This is a genomic window from Ectothiorhodospira lacustris (assembly GCF_022227845.1).
Classification (GTDB): domain Bacteria; phylum Pseudomonadota; class Gammaproteobacteria; order Ectothiorhodospirales; family Ectothiorhodospiraceae; genus Ectothiorhodospira; species Ectothiorhodospira lacustris.
The window spans coordinates 1-22,266 of the sequence record NZ_JAJNQN010000017.1 but is presented as its reverse complement, the minus strand read 5'-3'; the positions used below and the strand labels follow the sequence as shown (position 1 = coordinate 22,266).

Sequence of the window (22,266 nt, the reverse complement as noted above, 5' to 3'; positions counted from 1 at the left end):
TCTGACCTGAAAACCAAAAAATAAGCAAACACTGAATTACCCCCTCAACCCGGCTACAATGCCTGTTCACCTCAGCCTTCGCCCGCCCATGACCCTGCCTCCCCGCATCAAGCGCTTCCTGCCCCTGATTTTGCTGGCCATCGGCATCGGCGGATTCGTCCTGCTGCTGATCACCCGTCCCACCGAGCCGCCCCGACAGGTGGCGGAGCGGGTGTGGCGGGTCACGGCTGAAGAGGTGACGCCCCGGTCCCTGTCACCCCAGGTCGATCTCTATGGTCATGTGGGTTCCCCACGGGTCGCCGGCCTGCGCGCCGCGGTGGAGGCGGATGTGGCCCAGGTGTCGGCGGAAGAAGGTCGCCGGGTCGTAGCCGGTGACACCCTGGTGATCCTGGATGACCGGGAACTGGTGCTGCTGGTACAGCAAAGGCAGGCGGATCTGGATGATCTGCGGGCACAACTGCAGGTCCTGGAACGCAGCCATGCCCGTGATCGGGAGGCCTTGACCCGGGAGCGCACCCTGCTGGAGTTGGCGGAACGCGGCGTGAACCGGGCCCAGGACCTGCTCAATCGCAACCTGGGTTCCCCCGCCACCCTGGAAGAGGCCCAGCGCAATCGGGAGCAACAAGCCCTGGCCGTGGCCAATCGGCAGCTGGCCCTGGATGATTACGAAGCCCGCCGGGAACAGCAGCGGGCACGCATCCGCCGCGCCGAGGCCCAGCTGGCCCAGGCCGGGCTGGACCTGGAACGCGGTCACATCCGCGCCCCCTTTGATGGTCGCGTCGCCCGGGTTGATGTCGCCCCTGGTGACCGGGTACGGGTGGGCGATGCCCTGGTAACCCTGTTCGATACCCAGGCCCTGGAGGTGCGCGTCCCCATCCCCGCCGCCCATCTGCCGGCGGTGCGCCAGGCCCTCGAAATGGAATTACCACCCACTGCCCAAGCCCGGGTGGATGGCCTGACCCTGGCGCTTGAACTGAGCCGACTGGCGGGTGAGACCGGGGCCGGCAGTGCCGGCGTGGAAGGGTTGTTCCGGATCATCTCGGATACCCGGGACGTCCCCCTGGGACGCTTTGTCAGCCTGCGCCTCTCCCTGCCACCCCGGGAGCAGGTGGTGGCCCTGCCCTTCGAGGCCCTGTATGGCCTGGATCGAGTCTATCGGCTGGAAGACGGACGCATGCAGGGCCTTGCGGTGAGACGGCTGGGCGAATGGGTGGACGAGGACGGCCGCGAACGCATCCTGGTATCCGGCGAGGCCTTGCGGGCGGGCGACCGGATCATCACCACCCGACTGCCCAATGCCATTGACGGCCTACGGGTCAGCGGGGAGGCAGACTGATCCATGGCCCGTTCCCGTGGTGTGATCCCCTTCTTCCTGCGGCATCCGGTGGCGGCCAACCTGCTGGTGGCACTGATGCTGCTGTCCGGTTCGTGGGCACTGATCAAGCTCAATACCCAATTCTTCCCCAGTTTTGCCCTGGATTTCGTCACCGTACAAGTGGTCTGGACCGGCGCCGGCGCGGAGGACGTAGAGACCGGCATCACCATCCCTCTGGAACAGGAACTGCGCACCGTGGACGGCCTGCGCACCCTTACCTCTACCTCGGCCCTGGGGGTGTCCTCCATCACCCTGGAATTCCAGGCCGGCACCGACATGACCCTGGCCACGGACCAGGTCAAGGATGTGGTGGCCCAGCAGCGCAATCTGCCGGAAACCGCCGAGACCCCCATCGTCAATCGCATCATCCGCTACGAGCCCATCGCCCGGGTACTCATCAGCGGCCCCAGCGACCTGCGTGAACTGCGCCCCCTGGTACGGGAATTCGAACGTCAGCTGCTGGATCGGGGCATCGCCCGCATCGACTTCTCCGGCCTCCCGGAAGAAGAAATGGCCATCCAGATCCCCACCGCCCGGTTGCTCGATCTGGGCATGACCCTGGGCCAGGTGGGAGGACGGATCGCCGAACTCTCCCGCGACCTGCCCGCCGGCATGGTGGGCCGGGACGACAGCGCCCGGCAACTACGCAGCCTGGAACAGGGTCGGGACGAAATGACCTTTGCCCGCCTCCCCCTGCGCAGCGATGGGGAAGGCGGCCTGATCCTGCTGGGGGACGTGGCGCATATCGAGCGCCGCCCCCGCGACAACCAGGTGCTGGTGCGCTACCAGGGGGAACCGGCGGTGGAGATGTCCCTGCAACGGGCGGAACGGGATGATGCCCTGGATGCCTCCCGCATCCTGCTGGACTGGCTGGACGAGGTGCAGGGGGAGCTATCGCCGGGGGTACAGATCCATGTCTATGACCAGTTCTACGAACCCCTCGTGGAGCGCATCGGCCTGCTGCTGAAAAACGGGGCCGGCGGGCTGATCCTGGTACTGGCGATCCTGTTCCTGTTCCTCAACGGCCGCCTGGCCCTGCGGGTGGCCCTGAGCATCCCCGTCTCCTTCACCGCCGCCTTCCTGGCCCTCTGGGCCCTGGGCGGCAGCATCAACATGATGTCCCTGTTCGGCTTCATCATGTCTCTGGGCATCATTGTCGACAATGCCATCGTAGTGAGTGAACATGCCTACACCCAGTATCAACGGGGCATGAGTGCGGCCCAGGCGGCACAGCGGGGCGCCCAGCGCATGATCGCCCCGGTGATCTCTGCCTCCCTCACCACCGTGGCTGCCTTCCTGCCGCTGATGCTCATCGGCGGTATCATCGGCAACATCCTCTTCGATATCCCCCTGGTGGTGATCTGCGTCATCCTGGCCACCCTGGTGATCAGCTTTCTGGTGCTGCCCTTCCATCTCAAGAATAGCCTGGAAAAGGTCAAGCCACCCCGCCCCGGCTCCTTCCGCGACCGCTTCGACCGGCGCTTCGATGCCTTCCGGGAAGGGCCCTTCCGGCGGCTGGTCACCCGGTCAGTGGGTCATGCCGGGATTACCCTGACCGGTGCGGTGGCGGTCCTGATCCTGGCCATGGGGCTGCTGGTGGGCGGCCGTATCGGCTTCACTTTCTTCCCCGCCCCCGAGGGTACCGTGGTTACGGCCGCCGCCCACTTCGTGGCCGGCACCCCACCGCAGCGGGTGGAACGCTTTCTGACCCACATGGAATCCACCCTCTACGAGACTGAATCCGAGCTTGGCGGCGACCTGATCCGCAACGTGGTGGTCTCCCTGGGCAAGGGGGTCGATGGGGGCGGCCCGGTACAGGCTCCCCGGGGGGACCAGTTCGGCGCCATCCTGGTGGAGCTGGTCTCCCCGGACCAGCGGGACGTGCGCAATGCCCGGTTCATCCGCGAGTGGCAGTCACGCATCCAGCAACCCGCAGGGATCGAACTGTTCAGCATCACGGAGCGCCAGGCCGGCCCGCCGGGGCGGGACGTGGACATCCGTCTGACCGGGGCGGACCCGGAACGACTCAAGGCGGCCGGGCTGGAACTGGCGGAGACACTCAATGATTTTCCCGGTGTCTTCGCGGTGGAAGACAACATGCCCTATGGCCGGGAACAGCTCATCTACCGGCTTCGGCCCGAAGGACTGGCCCTGGGCCTGACCACGGAATCCCTCGGCGGCCAGTTGCGTCATGGCTTCGACGGGGCGCTGGCGCAGATCTTTCAGGAGGGACTGGAAGAGGTGGAAGTGCGCGTGATCCTGCCGGATGACGAGCGTCACCGCAGCGTCACCCTGGAGCGTTTCGCGGTGATCCTGCCCGGCGGCGGCATCGCCCCTCTGGACACGGTGGCCGAGTTCCAGCCGCGCCAGGGGTTCGAGACCCTGCGCCGGGCCGATGGCCGATTGGCCATTTCCGTGTCCGCCGAAGTGGACCGGGCGTTGAACAATGCCGGTCGGGTCCGTGAACAGCTCGCGGCCGACGTGCTGCCCGCACTGGCCGAGCGCCATGGGGTGGCGTGGTCTTTCGAAGGCCGGGCCGCGGACCAGGCGGAGACCCTGGCAGACATGCGCATGGGCCTGATCTTCGCCCTGGCCCTGATCTATCTCACCCTGGCCTGGGTGTTCGGGTCCTACGGCTGGCCGTTGGTGGTCATGGCCATCATCCCCTTCGGCCTGCTGGGGGCCCTGGCCGGGCACTGGCTCCTGGGTATGGAAATGACCATCCTGTCCCTGTTCGGGCTGTTCGGGCTGACTGGGATCGTGGTGAATAACTCCATCATCCTGGTGAGTTTCTATCAGTCCCTGCGGGCGGAAGGCCTGGCCCAGGACGTGGCCATCGTGGAGGCCTCCTGCCAGCGCCTGCGGGCGGTGCTATTGACCTCGTTCACCACCATCGCGGGACTGGTGCCGCTATTGTTCGAGCGTTCGGTGCAGGCCCAGTTCCTGATCCCCATGGCGGTGTCCATCGTCTTTGGCCTGGCGGTGGCTACGGTGCTGGTCCTGGTGGTGATCCCCGCCCTGCTGGCGGTGCATGAGCGATGGGTGAACCGCTGAACAAGTCCCGTCACCCCCATGTCCCCTTCCGTCACTCCCGCGAAAGCGGGAGTCCAGGGGAGAGGCACAGTCCGCAACTGGATTCCCGCTTTCGCGGGGATGACGGTACTTCACGGACTGCTTCGTCTTTTCCGTTATTCAGAACCGCTGTTCCAGCAACAGCGCGCCCCCTTCGTTACGCATGTCCACATGGTCCAGAAAACTCATGCCCAGCAGGGCCATGCCGGGCTGATCCCCCGGCAGCACGAAGGCCGGAACGTTGCGCTGCTCTATCCCGCCCACCCGTACCCGGTCCAGGTGAATGCGGTGCGCCCATTCAGTACCCGAGGCCGTCTGCACCCGAACCTGAGCGCCGCGGGCGTAGTCGAGCCCCAGGCGACGGGCTTCCACGGCACTCAGGGCAATGGCTGAGGCACCGGTGTCCACCAGGAAGGTGACGGCATGGCCGTTGACGGCCCCAGGCGTGGTGAAGCCCCCCGAACTACCGCGATAGATCCGCGCCTGACTGATGGCCCGGGGCTGGAATTCCCCTCCGGCACGGCCGCCGATGCCGATCTGGCGCTGACGCCCCTCCAGCTCAATGAGTACGGTCCCGCCGCGACTGTCGGTGCTGATCAGGCGCACACCCTCCTCGGACGTCTCACCCAACCGCAGCACCTGCCGTTGTCCGTCCAGGGCCATCACGGCGCGATCGGAAAAGACCCCCATCAGATGGATGTCCAAGGCGGCAGCGGGGGCAGCCAGGGGCACCAAAAGCAAGATCAGCCGGGGAAGATGGTGCGTTTTCATGGAGTAGCGAAGGTGAAGGCCAGTAGTTGCAGCACCACCAGAGCATAGACCCCCGCCAGCAGGTCATCCACCATGATGCCGGTGCCGCCTTCCACCCGCCGGTCCAGCCAGCCGATGGGCCAAGGCTTGAGCACATCGAAGATCCGGAACAGTACGAAACCCACCAACACCCAGATCCAGCCCGCCGGCGCGGCGATCATGGTGACCAAAAAGCCGGCGAACTCGTCCCAGACAATACCGGGATGATCATGCACCCCCAGACGCCGGGAACTCTCGCCGCAGAGCCAGACACCGACGCCGATCACGACCAGGGTGGCCAGCAGATAGCCCCACAAGGGCAGGCCCGATAACAGCAGGTACAGGGGGATGGCGGCCGCCGTGCCCGCCGTTCCAGGGGCCTTGGGTGACAGACCGCTGCCAAAGCCAAAGGCCAGAAAATGCACCGGATCGGTGAGAATCCGGCGCGCGGGGATGGGGGCTGGTTTTGATTGGCTCATGAGGACTCCGCGGTCTGAAAATGATCATAGCCGCCCCGATCCAACGCCAGCCGGTCACCCACCGAGTCCAGCACGCGCAGCCCCAGCTCGGCCTCAATCACGCCGATCTCCGCCACCGGACAGCCCGTTCCCGCCAGACGCTCGTGTACCAGCGCCACCTGCGGCTGGGGAACCGTGAACAGGAGCTCGTAGTCATCCCCCCCTGCCAGAGGCAATGACCAGTCAACCCGCTCCGCGGGCATGTGGGCCAGAAAGGCAGCGGACAGGGGCAAATCGGATGTGCGCAGGGTTGCCCCCACCCCGGAGGCCGCCAGGACATGGCCCAGGTCCTGGCAGAGTCCATCGGAGATGTCGATGCAGGCCGTGGCCAGACCGCGCAGGGCCAACCCGGCCGCCATTCGGGGTGTGGGCCGATCCAGGCGCCGGCGCAGCGGGTCATCGGGATCGAGGGGTTGACCGGCCAGGAGCCGTTGCAGCGCCAGCGCCGCATCCCCCGGTGTGCCCGTGACCATGATGCGATCTCCCGGGCGGGCACCCCGACGGCGCAGGGCGGCGCCTGCCGGTACCACGCCCATGATCTGGACCGTGATGGACAAAGGTCCCCGGGTGGTATCCCCGCCCACCAGTTCCACCCCATGCTGCCCGGCCAGGTTCAACAGGCCCCGGGCAAAGCCCTCGAGCCAGTCCGGCTCCTGCTCCGGCAGGGTCAGGGCCAGGGTGATCCAGCGGGGTGTGGCGCCCATGGCGGCCAAATCGCTCAGGTTCACCGCCAGGGCCTTGTGACCCACGGCGGCCGGGGGCGTCTGCGGGGGAAAATGGACCCCACGGATCAGGGTGTCCACCGATACCGCCAACTCATGCCCCGGCGGCACCCGCAGCAGGGCCGCATCATCCCCCACCCCCAGTACCACATCCGTGTGCCTGGGGGCCTGGGTGAAATAGCGGCGGATCAGGTCGAATTCCTTCACAGGCGAAAACTAGCGGATCGCCACCTGGGCCGCCACCTTGTCGATGACCCCGTTGATGAAACGATGGCCCTGTTCCGCACCGAACTTCTTGGCCAGGGCCACCGCCTCGCTGATGGCCACCTTGTAGGGCACATCGGGGCAATGTTGCAGTTCATAGGTGGACAATCTCAGGATGGCCCGCTCCACCGGATCCACCTGTTCCATCGGGCGGTCCAGATGGGGCTCCACCAGGGCGTCGATGGCCTTCACCTGCTCGGTCACCCCCAGCAGGATCATGCGGAAATATTCCCAGTCCGCCTTTTCCATCTCCGGGTCTTCCTTGAACTGGGCCAGGATGTCCTTGGGGTGGTAGCCGGTCAGCTGCCACTGGTACAGGGCCTGCATGACCAGACGTCGGGCATGGCGCCGGGCGTGGGTCAGGCGGCGGTGATCCATGGAACGGGGCTGGCTCATGCTCTGAGTGACCTGATCAGGCTGACCATCTCAAGGGCGCCCAGGGCGGCATCGGCGCCCTTGTTGCCGGCCTTGGTGCCGGCCCGCTCGATGGCCTGTTCGATGGTGTCCGTGGTCAGTACGCCGAAGGAAATGGGCAGACTGTACTCCAACTGGATCTGGGCCAGGCCCTTGGTGGCCTCGCCCGCCACATAGTCGAAATGGGGGGTGGAACCGCGGATCACGCAGCCCAGGGCGATGATGGCGTCGTACTTGCCGGAAGCGGCCATCACCTTGACCGCCAGGGGCAGTTCATAGGCACCGGGCACCCGCGCCACAGTCAGGTTCTGGGCCTGCACGCCGTGACGCAGCAGGGCATCCTCGGCCCCTTCCAGCAGGCGCTCGACAATGAAGGAGTTGAAGCGGGACAGTACCAGGCCGACGCGCACGTCGGACAGGTGGGTGAAGGTCCCTTCATGGGTCTGGATAGCTGAATTCATGACGGCAGCACTCTTGAATCAATCGTTGACGTATTCGACCACTTCGAGCCCGAAACCACCGAGCCCATGGAAGCGTTTGGGGGAGGACAGCAGACGCATCTTACGGATACCCAGGTCCTTGAGGATCTGCGCGCCGATCCCATGGGTACGCAGTTCGGCCGGCTCCTGGTCGTCTTGTGCCGGCTGGCTGGGCTGGCGGCTGCGCAGGGCCATCTCCCGCAGGCGACGGACCATTTCCCGGGGGCTTTCCGGCTTGTGGATAACCACCGCCACACCGGACCCTTCCGCCTCGATGCGGGCCAGTGCCGCCCGCAGGGGCCAGCCGCAGTTGGGTCCCCGGTAGGCCAGGGTATCGCACAAACCACCGCCCAAGTGGACACGCACCAGGGTGGGTGTATCGCCGTCCACCTCACCTTTGACCAGGGCGAAGTGCAGGGCCTTGTCCACCGTATCCTCATAGGCGATGAGACGAAACTCACCGAACTCGGTGGGAAACGGACTTTCCGCCACCCGCTCCACGCTGCGCTCGTTCTCGATGCGGTAGCGGATCAGGTCCTCGATGGTGCCCATCTTCAGACCATGCTCGGCGGCAAAGCGCTCCAGGTCCGGGCGTCGGGCCATGGAACCGTCCTCGTTAAGAATCTCGACGATCACCGCCGCCGGCTCGAACCCCGCCAGGCGGGCATAGTCGCAACCGGCCTCGGTATGCCCGGCCCGCACCAGCACCCCACCCGACTGGGCCATGAGGGGGAAGATATGGCCCGGCTGGACCAGATCCTCGGGACGGGCGTTGGGCGCCACCGCGGTACGCACCGTGTGGGCGCGGTCATAGGCGGAGATCCCGGTGGTCACCCCTTCCGCCGCCTCGATGGAGACGGTGAAGTTGGTGGCATGCTTATCGTTGGTATCCCCCACCATCAGGGGCAGCTTGAGCTGACGACACCGTTCCCTGGTCAGGGTCAGACAGATGAGACCGCGCCCGAAGCGAGCCATGAAATTGATGTCTTCGGGCCGGGTCAGGGAGGCGATCATGAGCAGATCCCCTTCGTTCTCCCGGTCCTCGTCATCGACGATGATCACCATTCGACCCTGACGCAGGTCTTCGATGATTTCTTCTGTGGTATTGAATGACATAGGCAACCGCCGGCAGGGATTTGGAACAAAATCCGGGGATCGGATCACATCTGATGCTTGCGCTCGGCCAGAAAGCCCAGCAGCAGGAAGGCGCCCACCACCACGGGGGCCATCCATCGGGTATCCACCATGAGCATGGCATCGGCCAGCATGGGGGTGAGAAAGACGGTTACGGCACCATAGCCGAAGGCACACATGAGCACGAAACCCACCAGGCGGATCAGACGGTGATAAGACCGCAGGATCATCTTCACCATGCGGTTGATGTCATTGCCGTAGATCACCAGCACAGTGGCCACGAAGGCCAGTGCAATCTGGCCCACATAGCCGCGTACCCAACTACCCGCCTGCAGCAGGGTATCATCCAGCCACTCCATCATGGGTCATCCCCCCTGGTTCGAGATCACATCATGCACAAGCGTCACGCCTATTTCAGAAAGCCGTGCTCGGCCAGAAAGGCCTCGCTGAGGCCGTTGCCGGGCTGGGCGGCCTTGTCACCCAGCAACAGACGCTCCAGATAACGGGCGATCACATCCACCTCGATATTCACCCGGCTACCCACCCGATAGGTCCGGATGATGGTCTCCTGCTGGGTATGAGGGACGATATTGACGGTGAACAACGCACCGTCCACCGCATTCACGGTCAGGCTGGTGCCATCAATGCACACGGACCCCTTGGGTGCGATGTACCGGGCCAGTTCGTCGGGCACCTGCACATGATAGCGCCAGGAGCGACCATCGGGGTCGATGGCGGTGATCCGCCCCAGGCCATCCACATGGCCACTGACCAGGTGCCCGCCCAAGGGCGTGGACAGGGTCAGCGCCTTTTCCAGGTTCACCGGGTCACCGGGCGATAAATTGCCCAGAGAGGTTCTGGCCAGGGTCTCACGGGAGACATCGGCGACAAAACCGTCTCCGGGCAGGGCCACGGCGGTCAGGCAGACGCCGTTGACGGCGATGCTGTCGCCCAGCCTCACATCGGACAGGGCCAGCTTGCCGGTGCGCAAGGTCAGGCGGCTATCGCCGCCCCGGGCCTCGACACAAGACAGGGTGCCGACGGCTTGTATGATACCTGTGAACATGTCGAGGTCTCGGGTTGATGATTACTGATTATGCCGGGGCGCATCGGTCAGCGACCGGGCGGCGCGGGCCGTGATACGCCAATCCCTGCCCACGGCCCGCACGTCGCTGATTTCCAGCGCCAGGCGATCCGCCATCCGGCCCAAGGGCAGGTCGAACAGACCCCGTGCCATGGAACCCATCAGATGGGGCGCCAGATAGATCACCATCTCATCCACCAGGCCCGCCTCAAGCAGGGCACCGCACAGCACCGGACCGGCCTCCACGTGCAGTTCATTGACCTGATGCCGGGCCAGCACGCCCATCACGGCCGGCAGATCCAGATGCCCCCGGGAGACGGTCACGGCCTCGACCCGGGCGGTGGCGGCGGCCAGGTCCCGGGTCTGCCGGGTCAGCACCTCGGGGGCGGTCAGTACCAGCACCGGGCCACCGGTCTGAAACAGGCGGGCGGTGGCGGTCAGCCGACCCTCCCGGTCCAGCACCACCCGCAAGGGCTGGCGCACCGGCCCGTCCACGTCCAGCATCTCGGCCGACAGCCGGACATCCAGACGGGGATCATCGGCTTGCACCGTACCCATCCCCGTCAGGATGGCCGAGGCACGGGCCCGTAGATACTGTACATCCTGCCGCGCCGCCTCACCGGTGATCCACCGGCTCTCGCCGGAGGCCATGGCGGTACGACCATCCAGACTGGCCGCCAGCTTGACCCGGACCCAGGGCCGCCCCCGCTCCATACGGCTAATAAAACCGGGGTTGAGGGCGCGTGCCTGCGCCTCCATCAGGCCCACGGCCACATCCACACCTGCTTCCCGCAACCGCTCCAGTCCCCGGCCGGCCACCAAGGGATTGGGGTCGGTCATGGCCGACACGACCCGCCCCACCCCGGCCTTGATCAGGGTATCCGCACACGGCGGGGTGCGGCCATGATGACTACAGGGCTCCAGGGTCACATAGGCGGTGGCACCCCGGGCTGCCTCACCGGCATGGGCCAGGGCCAGGACCTCCGCATGGGGTTCACCGGTCCGCACATGAAACCCTTCCCCCAGTACATGGCCATCCCGGGCCACCACGCAACCCACCCGGGGGTTGGGATCGGTGGTGTAAAGCCCGCGGCGAGCCAGTTGCAGGGCCCGCCCCATGAGTCGATGATCCCGGCCGCTGAACGGATCCATGACCATACGCCTAAGAGGACTGGGAACCGCCTTCGGGCGGCGGTTCCTTTTCCAGACGCTCCACCACCTCGCGAAAGGCCTGGACATCGGCAAAGCTCAGGTACACCGAGGCAAAGCGGATGTAAGCTACCTGATCCAGTTCCTTCAGGGCATCCATCACCCATTCACCGATGCGCTTGGCCGGAATCTCGCGCTCGCCCTGACTCAGGGCCTGATGCTTGATCCGCGCCACCGCGGCCTCAATCTGATCCGTCGGCACGGGGCGTTTTTCCAACGCATGCATCATGCCGGCCCGCAACTTGGCCTCGGCAAAGGGCTCACGACCACCGTCTCGCTTGATTACCCGCGGCAGGTTCAGCTCCGCCCCCTCGAAGGTGGTGAAGCGCTCGCCGCAGGAGACGCATTCCCGGCGCCGGCGGACCTGATCCCCCTCGCCCGCGAGGCGGGAATCCACCACGCGGGTATCGGGGGTGCCGCAGAAAGGGCATTTCATGGTGATCTCACCCCGGGCTGCCCCGATGCATCCCTAGCAGCCATACACCGGGAAACGGGCACAGACATCCAGCACCCGGGCCTTGACCTGATCGATCACGGCCTGGTTCTCGAGATCGTCCAGCACATCGCAGATCCACTGGGCCAATGCCTTGCACTCGGCTTCCTTGAAGCCGCGGGTGGTGATCGCCGGGGTGCCGATGCGCAGGCCGCTGGTGACGAAAGGCGACTGGGGATCGTTGGGCACCGAGTTCTTGTTCACGGTAATGTTGGCCCGACCCAGGGCCGCATCCGCATCCTTGCCGGTGATGCCCTTGTCGATCAGGTCCACCAGGAACAGGTGATTGTCGGTGCCGCCGGAGACCACCTTGTAGCCCCGGACCATGAGCTCGGCCGCCATCACGCGGGCATTGGCCACCACCTGCTGCTGATAGGCCTTGAACTCCGGCTCCAGGGCTTCCTTGAAGGCCACGGCCTTGCCGGCAATGGCGTGCATCAGCGGGCCACCCTGAGTACCGGGGAAGACCAGGGAATTGAATTTCTTTTCCAACTCCGGATTGCTCCGGGCCAGGATGATGCCGCCCCGGGGACCGCGCAGTGTCTTGTGGGTGGTGGAGGTGGTCACGTCGGCGATCTGCACCGGATTGGGATAGACCCCACCGGCCACCAGACCGGCCACATGGGCCATGTCCACCATCAGATAGGCGCCCACCTTGTCGGCGATGTCACGGAAGCGCTGCCAGTCCACCACTCGGGAATAGGCGGAAAAACCGGCCACGATCATTTTCGGCTTGTGCTCCACCGCCAGGGCTTCCACTTGGTCGTAATCGATATAGCCCTGATCGTCGATGCCGTAGAGCACCGAGTGGTAGATCTTGCCCGAGAAGTTGACCTTGGCACCGTGGGTGAGGTGGCCGCCATGGGCCAGACTCATGCCCAGCACCGTGTCGCCGGGGTTAAGGAGGGCCATGTAGACGGCAGCGTTGGCCTGGGAACCGGAATGAGGCTGAACATTGGCGTAGTCGGCGCCGAACAGGGTCTTGGCGCGATCGATGGCCAGTTGCTCGGCCTTGTCCACGTATTCGCAGCCACCGTAATAGCGCTTGCCGGGGTATCCTTCGGCATACTTGTTGGTGAGTACCGAGCCCTGGGCTTCCATCACCCGGGGGCTGGCATAGTTCTCCGAGGCGATCAGCTCGATATGCTCTTCCTGACGACGGGACTCGGATTCGATGGCCTGCCAAAGCTCATCATCGTAGCCGGCGATACTCATGTTGCTGGAAAACATTTCGGGTTACTCCCCGCAAAGCGATTGATCAGGCGTTCGAAAAAGGCTTGAATGTTACTGGATTTTGCCTTTCCACGCACGCAAAAAACCCATGAACAGGAGTCAGGTTCACAGCTGCCTTCAGGAGAAAAACCCATGCGCAAGCACATGACAGGAATGGCCTTGACCGCAGTACTGGCCGGCCTGGCGGCCCTGCCCGCCGCGGCCGACCAGCGTTTCATCACCATCGGCACCGGCGGTGTCACCGGTGTCTACTATCCCACCGGCCAGCACATCTGCCGGCTGGTCAACCGGGACCAGGACAGCCATGGCCTGCGCTGCCGAGCCCAGAGTACCGGTGGTTCGGTGTTCAACCTCAACTCCATCCGCGCCGGCGAGATGGACCTTGGGGTGGTGCAGTCGGACTGGCAGTACCATGCCTATCATGGTTCCGAGCGCTTTGAGGACGCAGGCCCGGATGAGAGCCTGCGGGCCGTCATGTCCCTGCACCCGGAGCCGTTCACGGTGCTGGTGCGGGCGGACAGCGACATCCGGCATTTCGAGGACATCAAGGGCAAGCGGGTCAACGTCGGCAATCCGGGTTCCGGGCAACGGGGCACGGTGGAAATGCTGATGCAGCACTACGGCTGGACGATGCAGGATTTCGCCCTGGCCTCGGAACTGCCGTCCCGGGAGCAGGGACAGGCCCTGTGTGACAACCGGATCGACGTGGTGCTGTTCACGGTGGGTCACCCTTCGGCGGCCATCCAGGAACCCATCGTCACCTGCAATGCCCGTCTGGTACCGGTCAGTGGTGAGGTGATCGATCGCCTGGTGGAGGGCACCCCCTACTACTTCAGCGCCACCCTCCCGGCTGGGATGTATCCGGGGCAGGACGAGGACGTGCAGACCTTCGGCGTGGGTGCCACCCTCGTCTCTTCCACCCGCAGTTCGGACGCCGCCATCTACAGCGTGACCCGGGCGGTGTTTGAGAACTTCGACACCTTCAAGGGGATGCACCCGGCCTTCGGCGTGCTGGAGAAAGAGGCCATGGTGAGTCAGGGCCTGTCGGCGCCGCTGCATGAGGGGGCCAGGCGGTATTACCGGGAAGCAGGGCTGATGGACTGAGACCTTCTCTATGCCCCCTTCTCCCCTCGCGGGAGAAGGGCCGGGGATGAGGGGGGAGCCTGACTGAACCACTGTGCCAACGGCCTCCCCTCTCCCCAACCCCTTTCCCACCAGGGGAGAGGGGCTTCTTCACGATCTGAACGGACAAAACACCTGTGAACAACCAGGACACTTCCAGCATCGACCTGGCCGGTCAGGTGGAAACCGGCGGTCGCAAACCCGGGCCACCGGTCCGGGCGCTGCTCTATGTCACCGCCCTGGCCTGGTCCCTGTTCCAGATCTGGATCGCCTCTCCCCTGCCTTTCTGGCTCGACGTGTTCGTCGTCTCCGAGACCCAGGCCCGTTCCATCCACCTGGCCTTTGCCGTCTTCCTCGCCTTCCTCGCCTTCCCCGCCATCAGCCCCATGGCCAGGCATCGCCCCCTGGCGGGGATCTTCTTCCTGCTGCTGGCCGCCGGCCTGTTCGGCCTGGCCCTGTACCAGTTCATCCTCGATATCCCCAGGGCCTGGGTCTTCGCCGCCACCGGCGGCGCCGTCCTCTTGGCCGCCTGGCCGGCCCTGCGCCCTGCCCCGGCCAACCAAGTGCCGATGGCCGACTGGCTGCTGGGGGCCATTGCCGCCTTTTGCGCCGCCTACCTGTTCCTGTTCCACCAGGAACTGGCCCAGCGGCCCGGCGCACCCACCCCCCTGGACTTGGCGATCGCCGGTTGCGGCATGGCGCTGCTGCTGGAAGCCACCCGCCGGGTGTTGGGACCCGCCCTGATGATCATCGCCCTGGTGTTCCTCCTCTACACCTTCGCCGGCCCCTGGATGCCCGACATGATCGCCCACCGGGGCGCCTCCTTTGCCCGCGCCATGTCCCAGCAGTGGCTCTCCAATGAAGGGGTCTTCGGTATCGCCCTGGGGGTCTCCACCAGCTTCGTCTTCCTGTTCGTGCTGTTCGGTGCCCTGCTGGAAAAAGCCGGTGCCGGCGGCTATTTCATCCGCGTGGCCTTCGCCCTGCTGGGGCACCTGCGGGGCGGCCCGGCCAAGGCCGCCGTGGTGGCCTCGGGCATGACCGGCATGGTCTCCGGCTCCTCCATCGCCAATGTGGTCACCACCGGCACCTTCACCGTGCCCCTGATGAAGCGGGTGGGCTTCCCCGCCCACAAGGCCGGGGCGGTGGAAGTGAGCAGTTCGGTCAACGGTCAGCTCATGCCGCCGGTCATGGGGGCCGCCGCCTTCCTCATGGTGGAGTACGTGGGCATCCCCTACGTGGAGGTGGTCAAGCACGCCTTCCTGCCGGCGGTCATCTCCTACATCGCCCTGTTCTACATCGTCCACCTGGAGGCCATGAAGGCCGGCATGGAAGGACTGCCCAGACGCCATGAAAGCACCTGGCAGAGTCGTCTGATCGGTTTCGGCCTCACTGTCTCGGGACTGTTCATCCTGGCCGGCGCCACCTACTACGGCCTGGGTTGGGTCAAGACCGTCACCGGCGACGCCTCCACGTGGCTGATCGGAGGGCTGGTGATGGCCGCCTATCTGGGCCTGCTCTGGATCGCCTGCCGGGTGCCGGAGCCCCACATGGTGGACGAGGGGCACCTGGAACTGCCGGACCCAAGGCCCACCCTGCAGGCAGGACTGCACTACCTGCTGCCGGTGGTGGTGCTGGTGTGGTGTCTGGTGGTGGAACGGCTCTCGCCCGGGTTGTCGGCCTTTTGGGCGGTGGTGTTCATGATCTTCATCATGGTGACTCAGCGACCGCTGATGGTGCTGTTCGGGCGGCCATGGGAAGACACGCCGGACGACATGTCGATACCCGTCACGACCCGGTATCCCGGCGCAGTCCTGCAGGGTCTGAAAGACCTGGCTGACGGCATGGTCCAGGGCGCCCGCAACATGGTGGGCATCGGCGTCGCCACCGCCGCGGCCGGGATCATCGTCGGCACCGTGGCCATGACCGGCATCGGCCTGGCCATGACCGATCTGGTGGAATTCCTCTCCGGCGGCAACCTGATGCTCATGTTGCTGCTCACCGCCGTCATCTGCCTGGTGCTGGGTCTGGGCCTGCCCACCACCGCCAACTACATCATCGTCGCCACCCTGATGGCCCCGGTGATCGTGGAACTGGGCTCCATGCACGGCTTGCTGATCCCGCTGATCGCGGCCCATCTGTTCGTGTTCTATTTCGGCATCATGGCGGACGTCACCCCGCCGGTGGGCCTGGCCTCCTTTGCCGCCGCCGCGGTCTCACGGGCGGACCCGATCCGTACCGGGGTGCAGGCCTTCATCTACAGTCTGCGCACCGTGACCCTGCCCTTCCTGTTCGTGTTCAACACCCAGTTGCTGCTCATCGGCGTGGACAGCCCCTGGCAGCTGATGCTCACCTTCATGGGTGCCCTCACCGGTATCCTGATGTTCGCCGCCGCCACTCAAGGCTGGTTCCTGACCCGTAGCCGCCTGCATGAATCCGCCCTCCTACTGGCGGCGGCCCTGGTGATGTTCGTCCCCAACCTACTCATGGACCGCATCCACCCCCGCTATGATCTCCTGCCCGCCACCGAGATCCAGACCGTAATCGAGGCCGCCCCCGGCGGGGGGCATCTGCGACTCCTGGTGGAAGGCATGGATCTGGACGGCCGGGAAGTGGCTCGGGCCGTGATGCTCCCCCTGGGGGAGCCGGCCCCGCCAACCCAGCGCCTGCGTCAGGCCGGACTGGGCATCATGACCTTCGGCGATCAGGTCAGCGTCAGCTTCATCTCCTTCGGCAGCCCGGCGGAGCGTCTGGGACTGGAACCCGGCTGGCAGATCACCGAGGTGATGGTGCCCGCCCGCCGACCGGCCCCCGAATGGTTCTACCTGCCCGCCCTGGCCCTGCTGGGCCTGATCGCCTGGCGGCAACACCGTCGCCGTGATCCTGCCGTCCCCCTGTCCACCCCGAGGTGATCCGATGCGTCCGATCCTGTTCATCGCCCTGCTTGCCCTGCCCCTGAGTCTGCCGGCACAAACCGGTGGACCGGAACTGGAGCTCTATCTGCAACGGCAGATCAGCGACTGGCGGGTGGACGGCGACACGGTGGAAACCCGCGTGAACCGGCTGGGTCTGCGCCTGCACGAACAGTTTCTGGAAGGGCTCTGGATCGGGCTCCACGGAGGCTATCTGAGCCTGACCCAGAGTGGCAATCCCAGCACCCGAGGACTGGACCTCACCGGGTGGTATCTGGGCACGTCGGGGCGCTTTCGAATGCTGCAGGCCGGTCCGGCCACCCTCAGCGCCCTGGGTCGGTTCACCTACCATGAGGCGGACGCAAGCGATGCCGGGCAAAACACCCGCCTGGTCTGGAACGAATGGGGGATGGGCCTGGAGTCGGCCTTCCGGTTCGATCCGCTGCAGCTGCGACTGGGCGTGGACTATGCCCGGGTGGATGGGGATGAAACCGCTCGGGGCGACATCAGACGCAGTGCCACCCTGCGCGAGGATGAATCAGTAACCGCCACCGCTGCCATGGACGTGTTCGTGGACACCACCGGGCGGGTAACCCTCCAGGTGGAGTCCGGCGGCCGTCGCAGCGCCGGCATCTGGTTTTCGCGACAATTTTGACCCGTGGCGCACCAGCCGCCACAGGTTAAGCATGTATTTGACGTCGCTGTCCGCCTGATGGGCAAAGCCCGGAGTCAGCTTCCAAGCCTTGTCCATCAGGCCCCGCAGAAAGTCCGGCGGCCGATATTCCGGCGGTGGCAGCCGGGGCTCCAGCAGCTTGAACAGATCCCCCAGACGAAAGCGCGGCATGGCATTTCCGCTCACGAACAGGCGCCGCAACCAGAAACGATCCAGATGGACCCCATCGGTGAAGACCACCTTCCCGGCCAGAGCCTGGTTCATGCGTCGGCACACCCAGGTGATATCCCGCCCTGCGTCCTCAATGGATTCCCGGGTAATCCCGTGCATCTCCTCCGCCATATCGCACCAGTCGCTCCACTCCTCGGCGGGACGGATCAACCAGGATTCCACCTGCCCCTCGCCATCGGACCAGGCCACCTGAATCGGGTAGCTCTGCTCACTGAGCGATGACGCTTCAAAGTCCAGAAAACAGGGAAGCGTGCTATGAGATGCAGGATCTGGCATAAAGAAGCTTGGCGAAAGCCAGGACAGGGTTGATCATCATAACCTGCGTACCCGGAGGCACCAACCCTGCAGTGGATCTATCTCACCACTGGAGCGGGGGTTAAGGACATGAGCAACGCCTTTTTGCGACTGGAAAGAAACGCTCGCGGCCGGGATTTCGTGGTGGGCGACCTGCACGGCATGTTCTCCGCCCTGGAACAGGCCCTGGAAAATCTCGAGTTCAACCCGAACCGAGACCGCATAATCTCGGTGGGCGACCTGATCGATCGGGGCCCGGAGTCCCATCGTGCACTGGAGTTTCTCGCCGCCCCCTGGTTCCATGCAGTCCAGGGCAATCATGAACAGCTGCTGCTGGACGCCGCGAAGGACAAGGATCTGGCCTGTAGCTGGCTGACCCTCAATGGCGGCGAATGGTGGGTCTCCATCTCCCGGCAACAGCAGGAACAATTCCAGCAGACCCTCAGCCAACTCCCCTTCGCCATCGAGGTCGACACCGAACAGGGGCGGGTAGGCATCGTGCATGCCGACATCCCGCCGGACATGAACTGGCAGATCTTCAGCCGGCGTCTGAAAGACGAGCAGAAGCTGCGGGACTATGCCCTGTGGTCTCGAAAGCGCATCAATCGTCTCCTCAAGGGTGAAACGATTCCGGCGGTGGCCGGCATCGACCTGGTGATTTTCGGTCACACGCCCATCCCGGAGGCATGTCATAGCGGCAACATCTATTATCTGGATACGGGAGCTACCTACGGCCATCAATCACAGGACGCCAAACTCAGCATCCTGCAGATCCACCCGCAGCGCACCCTGACCACCCTGAACACCGCCTGCAAAAAGGACAACGGGGATGACGACCGACCAGGATCAGACTGAAGCACTGCAGGCGCGACTGCGCCAGGCTCATGCCGACAGCAGTCCGGTGGCTATCCACGGCGGAGGTAGCAAGGCCTTCTACGGCCGCCCGATCAATGCCGACCCTCTGGAGATCAGCGGGCATCGCGGCATCATTGATCATGAGCCGGGAGAACTGGTCCTCACTGCCCGCGCCGGCACCCCCCTCGGCGAAATCCGGCAGCGCCTGGCCGATCACGACCAGATGCTCCCCTTCGAGCCGCCGGCCTTCGGCCCTCAGGCCACCTTCGGCGGCACCATCGCCACTGCCCTCGCTGGCCCCCGCCGCCCTTATGCCGGTGCCGTGCGCGATGCCGTCCTTGGAGTGCGCATGCTCAATGGCCGGGGCGAGGTGCTGCGTTTCGGCGGCCAGGTGATGAAGAACGTCGCCGGCTACGACCTCTCCCGGCTGATGGCCGGCGCCCAAGGCACCCTGGGCGTCCTGCTGGACATCTCCGTCAAGGTGCTGCCCCAACCGGCCTTCACACTCACCGTGATCCAAGCCGCCAGCGCCTCCCGCGCCCTGGAGTCCCTGCAGGAATGGGGGCTGCGCCCGCTGCCTCTCTCCGCCGCCTGTCATGTGGACGATACCCTCCATATTCGCCTGTGCGGTGCGCGCCAGGGCGTGGAGCAGGCCGCCGAACTGGTCGGTGGAGAAGTGATGGAGGGCGCCGACGATTTTTGGCATGGCATACGGGAACAGACCCACCCCTTCTACCATGTAGATGCCCCTCTGTGGCGTGTCAGTGTTCCTCCCGGCACACCCATGACCGGGTTCCCCGACGCCTGCCTGGTGGACTGGGGGGGGGGGCTGCGCTGGTTCTACAGTGACGCGCCGGCCTCGGACATCCGTGCCCTGGCCGAAGCCCGCAGCGGGCATGCCACCCTGTTTCGGGGCCATGCCGGAGGCCATATGGAGTCGTTTCATCCCCTCCCTGCGCCCATGCTCACGTTGCATCGCCGCCTCAAGGAAGCCTTCGACCCCCGGGGTATTCTCAACCCCGGGCGCCTGTATCCGGAGCTCTGACCATGCAGACCCGTCTGGTGGACGCCATCGCCCAGACCGCCCGCGGTGCGGAGGCGGATCGCATCCTTCGCAGCTGCGTCCATTGCGGATTCTGTAACGCCACCTGCCCCACCTACCAGCTACGCGGCGACGAACTGGACGGTCCCCGTGGCAGGATTTATCTGATCAAGCAGGTCCTGGAAGGTGAGCCCCCCAGCCACCGCACCCGGCAGCACCTGGACCGCTGCCTCACCTGCCTCAACTGCATGACCACCTGCCCCTCGGGAGTGGACTACCGGCATCTGGTGGAGATCGGCCGGGAACAGGTGGAACGGCAAGTGGCGCGCCCCTGGGCTGAACGCCTGCAACGACGCCTGCTGCGACTGGTCTTGCCCAATCGCACGTTATTCGGACTCCTGCTGCGTATCGGCCAGGCCCTGCGGCCGCTCCTGCCCGCGATCCTGCGACGGCGCATTCCGGAACGTCACCATCAGGGTAGCTGGCCGGCCCCGATTCATGGGCGGCGCATGCTGGTCCTCAGGGGCTGCGTCCAGCCGGCCCTGCAACCGGACATCGACGCGGCCCTGGCCCGGCTGCTCAACAAGTTGGACATCGGCCTGATCCCTGCCGACGGCGGCTGCTGCGGCGCCATCGACATGCATCTGAGCGCCGAAGACGCTGCCCGCGACCGGGCCCGGCGCAATATCGACGCCTGGTGGCCCCAAGTAACCATGGACATCCAGGCGATCCTGGTCACCGCCAGCGGCTGCGGCGCCCATGTCCGCGACTACGGCCATCTGCTGCGTGAAGATCCCGACTACAGGGACAAGGCCCGGCGGATCAGCGAACTGACCCGGGACCCCTGCGAAATCCTGAACCCCGAGGATATCCGACGCCTGGCCGTGGATGGGCGCAACCGGACGGTAGCCTTTCATCCCCCCTGTTCCCTGCAACACGGACTGAAACTGGGCGGCCGGGTGGAAACCCTGCTACGCAGTGCCGGATTCCAGTTACTGCCGGTGGCGGAAAGTCACCTGTGCTGCGGCTCGGCGGGGACCTATTCCCTGCTGCAACCCGACCTGGCCGAACCTCTGCGGCAACGCAAGCTGGAGCACCTGGAGCGGGAAGGTCCCCAGATCATCGCCACCGCCAACATCGGCTGCCAGACCCACCTACAGGCCGGCACCGATACCCCCGTGGTCCACTGGATCAAGCTGCTGGACAACCCGGGCCTGCTGAGGCACTGAAAAACACCGGATGACAAGGAACCTCCGTTGGGGTAACCTGTCTCTTACTTTAAGGGGGCGACCTGGCTTCGACGTGGGTCGTGAAACCTGAGGTGCATGCCGAGGATACAGCTAACCTCGTCAAAAATGCTGTAACGCTATAGTTGCCAACGACGACAACTACGCTCTAGCCGCCTAAAAACCGGTTAGCCTCTGAAGGGATTTGCTTGTAGGTTCTACTCAGAGGTCATCGCATACAAGCTCGTGGAGCGGACCTGCCCGGGTCTTAACCGCTAAAACCGATCGGGCTCGCGCTGCGGTATCCTGTTCGTCGGAGACCAAGGCGTTAACCTAAATGACGAACTAAGCATGTAGTACCAATGGCGTAGGGCTTGCGGACGCGGGTTCGATTCCCGCCGCCTCCACCAGCAGAAGGTTTCGGGGCATTCCAGAATGCACCAGCAACCGCACGAACAGGGGCCTCCGGGCCCCTTTCTTGTTTGAGGTTGGCATCCTCCCCGGGGCCTGAAGGCCGGAGATTCCTACGGCGCTCAGGCACGGAATTGAGCCGCCCCTGAGTCGCTTCGGTGGGTTCCTGCTGCTGGCAACCTGACTGCATCGCTCACTTCACAGGCGAACCGGGCGTGTCCCGCCCTTAAAACGTTGATCGCGCCGACCACGTCGGCGTTTTCCTCGAAGCCGCACTGGATGCAGGCGAACCGCTCCTGCGTCTGCCGGTTGTCCGCCGACACCTGGCCGCAGCACGGACAGGTGCGGCCAGGTGTTCTGTGGCAGCACTGCAACCAGCCAGCCGCCATGCCATGCCATGCCATGCCATGCCAGCTTGTAGCCCAGTTGGCGGCGGAACTCGAACCAGCCTTGATCGAGGATGGACTTGTTCAGGCCGGACTTGGCCCGAACGTTTCTACCCGGCTGCTCGGTGCTGCCTGCCGCCGACCTGGACATGATCCGTACCTGCAAATCCTCGGGTACGGGCGCCCATGATATACATGCAGGGCACCCACCGCTGCCACACCTATGCGGTCACGGCTCGATACGCGTCCCCAGGACCTCCAGGAAGCGGGCCAGCCAAGCGGGATGCGCGGGCCAGGCGGGTGCCGTGACCAAGTTGCCGTCCACATGTGC

The 22,266-nt window shown here is 65.1% G+C and carries 21 protein-coding genes, 1 other RNA gene and 1 pseudogene; 9 read left to right on the top strand and 14 right to left on the bottom strand.

What is annotated here, in order from left to right; all coding sequences use genetic code 11:
• The first annotated feature begins 88 nt into the window (after positions 1-88).
• Together LQ956_RS12155 and LQ956_RS12150 are read left to right on the top strand one after the other, a co-directional pair.
• Positions 89-1,336: an efflux RND transporter periplasmic adaptor subunit gene (locus LQ956_RS12155; RefSeq protein ID WP_238630077.1), complete on the top strand. Its 1,248-nt coding sequence runs from the start codon at positions 89-91 to the stop codon at positions 1,334-1,336.
• Between the two features lie 3 nt (positions 1,337-1,339).
• Positions 1,340-4,429, top strand: coding sequence for an efflux RND transporter permease subunit (locus LQ956_RS12150; RefSeq protein WP_238621849.1), 3,090 nt, complete (start codon positions 1,340-1,342; stop codon positions 4,427-4,429).
• Between the two features lie 138 nt (positions 4,430-4,567).
• On the opposite strand, the gene LQ956_RS12145 is transcribed toward LQ956_RS12150, so the two are convergent.
• From LQ956_RS12145 to glyA, 11 genes are read right to left on the bottom strand one after another with little or no spacing between them, the layout of a single operon-like run.
• Complete coding sequence (locus tag LQ956_RS12145; RefSeq protein ID WP_238621850.1) at positions 4,568-5,179, bottom strand: retropepsin-like aspartic protease family protein; 612 nt, start codon at positions 5,177-5,179, stop codon at positions 4,568-4,570.
• 35 nt (positions 5,180-5,214) lie between these two features.
• Positions 5,215-5,715 carry a phosphatidylglycerophosphatase A family protein gene (locus LQ956_RS12140; RefSeq protein ID WP_238621851.1) on the bottom strand — a complete coding sequence of 167 codons (501 nt, stop codon included), beginning with the start codon at positions 5,713-5,715 and terminating at the stop codon, positions 5,215-5,217.
• Positions 5,712-6,683 (bottom strand): thiamine-phosphate kinase, encoded by a 972-nt coding sequence (gene thiL, locus LQ956_RS12135; protein ID WP_238630076.1) that lies wholly within the window; start codon positions 6,681-6,683, stop codon positions 5,712-5,714. The genes LQ956_RS12140 and thiL overlap by 4 nt, the downstream gene beginning before the upstream one ends.
• A gap of 9 nt (positions 6,684-6,692) precedes the next feature.
• A complete protein-coding gene (gene nusB / locus LQ956_RS12130; RefSeq protein WP_238621853.1) occupies positions 6,693-7,136 on the bottom strand; it encodes a transcription antitermination factor NusB in 444 nt (147 codons plus the stop codon).
• Entirely contained in the window at positions 7,133-7,615 is a 483-nt protein-coding gene (gene ribH / locus LQ956_RS12125) for a 6,7-dimethyl-8-ribityllumazine synthase (protein WP_238621854.1), read from the bottom strand. The genes nusB and ribH overlap by 4 nt, the downstream gene beginning before the upstream one ends.
• Positions 7,616-7,633: 18 nt before the next feature.
• Positions 7,634-8,749, bottom strand: coding sequence for a bifunctional 3,4-dihydroxy-2-butanone-4-phosphate synthase/GTP cyclohydrolase II (gene ribBA, locus LQ956_RS12120; protein WP_238621855.1), 1,116 nt, complete (start codon positions 8,747-8,749; stop codon positions 7,634-7,636).
• 44 nt (positions 8,750-8,793) lie between these two features.
• On the bottom strand, positions 8,794-9,129 hold the full coding sequence (locus LQ956_RS12115) for a DUF3392 domain-containing protein (protein WP_238621856.1): 336 nt from the start codon (positions 9,127-9,129) through the stop codon (positions 8,794-8,796).
• A gap of 47 nt (positions 9,130-9,176) precedes the next feature.
• The gene (locus LQ956_RS12110) at positions 9,177-9,833 is read right to left on the bottom strand and encodes a riboflavin synthase (protein WP_238621857.1); all 657 of its coding nucleotides are present in this window, start codon (positions 9,831-9,833) and stop codon (positions 9,177-9,179) included.
• Positions 9,834-9,854: 21 nt separating this feature from the next.
• Complete coding sequence (gene ribD, locus LQ956_RS12105) at positions 9,855-11,003, bottom strand: bifunctional diaminohydroxyphosphoribosylaminopyrimidine deaminase/5-amino-6-(5-phosphoribosylamino)uracil reductase RibD (RefSeq protein WP_238621858.1); 1,149 nt, start codon at positions 11,001-11,003, stop codon at positions 9,855-9,857.
• A 10-nt stretch (positions 11,004-11,013) separates the two neighbouring features.
• The gene (gene nrdR / locus LQ956_RS12100; protein WP_238621859.1) at positions 11,014-11,496 is read right to left on the bottom strand and encodes a transcriptional regulator NrdR; all 483 of its coding nucleotides are present in this window, start codon (positions 11,494-11,496) and stop codon (positions 11,014-11,016) included.
• Positions 11,497-11,529: 33 nt separating this feature from the next.
• Positions 11,530-12,783 (bottom strand): serine hydroxymethyltransferase, encoded by a 1,254-nt coding sequence (gene glyA / locus LQ956_RS12095; protein WP_238630075.1) that lies wholly within the window; start codon positions 12,781-12,783, stop codon positions 11,530-11,532.
• Between the two features lie 135 nt (positions 12,784-12,918).
• Between glyA and LQ956_RS12090 the strand changes: the two genes are divergently transcribed.
• From LQ956_RS12090 to LQ956_RS12080, 3 genes are all read left to right on the top strand, one after another.
• The gene (locus LQ956_RS12090; RefSeq protein ID WP_238621861.1) at positions 12,919-13,890 is read left to right on the top strand and encodes a TAXI family TRAP transporter solute-binding subunit; all 972 of its coding nucleotides are present in this window, start codon (positions 12,919-12,921) and stop codon (positions 13,888-13,890) included.
• A 155-nt stretch (positions 13,891-14,045) separates the two neighbouring features.
• A complete protein-coding gene (locus LQ956_RS12085) occupies positions 14,046-16,817 on the top strand; it encodes a TRAP transporter permease (protein ID WP_238621862.1) in 2,772 nt (923 codons plus the stop codon).
• Between the two features lie 4 nt (positions 16,818-16,821).
• Positions 16,822-17,472, top strand: coding sequence for a hypothetical protein (locus tag LQ956_RS12080; RefSeq protein ID WP_238630074.1), 651 nt, complete (start codon positions 16,822-16,824; stop codon positions 17,470-17,472).
• Here LQ956_RS12080 and LQ956_RS12075 read toward each other — a convergent pair.
• Complete coding sequence (locus LQ956_RS12075) at positions 17,356-17,910, bottom strand: 3'-5' exonuclease family protein (protein ID WP_238630073.1); 555 nt, start codon at positions 17,908-17,910, stop codon at positions 17,356-17,358. The two genes, LQ956_RS12080 and LQ956_RS12075, sit on opposite strands and share 117 nt — an antisense overlap.
• 195 nt (positions 17,911-18,105) lie before the next feature.
• On the opposite strand from LQ956_RS12075, the gene LQ956_RS12070 reads away from it, so the two are divergent.
• From LQ956_RS12070 to ssrA, 4 genes are all read left to right on the top strand, one after another.
• On the top strand, positions 18,106-18,870 hold the full coding sequence (locus LQ956_RS12070; protein WP_238621865.1) for a metallophosphoesterase: 765 nt from the start codon (positions 18,106-18,108) through the stop codon (positions 18,868-18,870).
• Positions 18,845-19,915, top strand: a complete 1,071-nt coding sequence (gene glcE, locus LQ956_RS12065) for a glycolate oxidase subunit GlcE (protein ID WP_238621866.1) — start codon at positions 18,845-18,847, stop codon at positions 19,913-19,915. Before LQ956_RS12070 ends, glcE begins: the two co-directional genes overlap by 26 nt.
• Positions 19,916-19,917: 2 nt before the next feature.
• A complete protein-coding gene (gene glcF, locus LQ956_RS12060) occupies positions 19,918-21,141 on the top strand; it encodes a glycolate oxidase subunit GlcF (protein ID WP_238621867.1) in 1,224 nt (407 codons plus the stop codon).
• 53 nt (positions 21,142-21,194) lie between these two features.
• Positions 21,195-21,548: a transfer-messenger RNA gene (ssrA, locus tag LQ956_RS12055) on the top strand.
• Positions 21,549-21,671: 123 nt separating this feature from the next.
• Here ssrA and LQ956_RS12050 read toward each other — a convergent pair.
• Both LQ956_RS12050 and LQ956_RS12045 read right to left on the bottom strand, forming a co-directional pair.
• Positions 21,672-21,938: a transposase gene (locus LQ956_RS12050; RefSeq protein ID WP_238630377.1), complete on the bottom strand. Its 267-nt coding sequence runs from the start codon at positions 21,936-21,938 to the stop codon at positions 21,672-21,674.
• A 226-nt stretch (positions 21,939-22,164) separates the two neighbouring features.
• Positions 22,165-22,266: pseudogene (locus tag LQ956_RS12045) on the bottom strand (protease); the annotation flags it as partial.

Bases quoted from the DNA above. Each gene is read 5' to 3' on its own strand.
- ribD (WP_238621858.1), bottom strand. From the start codon at position 11,003: ATGGATCCGTTCAGCGGCCGGGATCATCGACTCATGGGGCGGGCCCTG.
- LQ956_RS12115 (WP_238621856.1), bottom strand. From the start codon at position 9,129: ATGATGGAGTGGCTGGATGATACCCTGCTGCAGGCGGGTAGTTGGGTA.
- LQ956_RS12110 (WP_238621857.1), bottom strand. From the start codon at position 9,833: ATGTTCACAGGTATCATACAAGCCGTCGGCACCCTGTCTTGTGTCGAG.
- nusB (WP_238621853.1), bottom strand. From the start codon at position 7,136: ATGAGCCAGCCCCGTTCCATGGATCACCGCCGCCTGACCCACGCCCGG.
- LQ956_RS12080 (WP_238630074.1), top strand. From the start codon at position 16,822: ATGCGTCCGATCCTGTTCATCGCCCTGCTTGCCCTGCCCCTGAGTCTG.
- glcF (WP_238621867.1), top strand. From the start codon at position 19,918: ATGCAGACCCGTCTGGTGGACGCCATCGCCCAGACCGCCCGCGGTGCG.
- ribH (WP_238621854.1), bottom strand. From the start codon at position 7,615: ATGAATTCAGCTATCCAGACCCATGAAGGGACCTTCACCCACCTGTCC.
- glyA (WP_238630075.1), bottom strand. From the start codon at position 12,783: ATGTTTTCCAGCAACATGAGTATCGCCGGCTACGATGATGAGCTTTGG.
- LQ956_RS12140 (WP_238621851.1), bottom strand. From the start codon at position 5,715: ATGAGCCAATCAAAACCAGCCCCCATCCCCGCGCGCCGGATTCTCACC.
- LQ956_RS12070 (WP_238621865.1), top strand. From the start codon at position 18,106: ATGAGCAACGCCTTTTTGCGACTGGAAAGAAACGCTCGCGGCCGGGAT.
- LQ956_RS12150 (WP_238621849.1), top strand. From the start codon at position 1,340: ATGGCCCGTTCCCGTGGTGTGATCCCCTTCTTCCTGCGGCATCCGGTG.
- nrdR (WP_238621859.1), bottom strand. From the start codon at position 11,496: ATGAAATGCCCTTTCTGCGGCACCCCCGATACCCGCGTGGTGGATTCC.
- LQ956_RS12155 (WP_238630077.1), top strand. From the start codon at position 89: ATGACCCTGCCTCCCCGCATCAAGCGCTTCCTGCCCCTGATTTTGCTG.
- LQ956_RS12090 (WP_238621861.1), top strand. From the start codon at position 12,919: ATGCGCAAGCACATGACAGGAATGGCCTTGACCGCAGTACTGGCCGGC.
- LQ956_RS12050 (WP_238630377.1), bottom strand. From the start codon at position 21,938: ATGGCGGCTGGCTGGTTGCAGTGCTGCCACAGAACACCTGGCCGCACC.
- glcE (WP_238621866.1), top strand. From the start codon at position 18,845: ATGACGACCGACCAGGATCAGACTGAAGCACTGCAGGCGCGACTGCGC.
- ribBA (WP_238621855.1), bottom strand. From the start codon at position 8,749: ATGTCATTCAATACCACAGAAGAAATCATCGAAGACCTGCGTCAGGGT.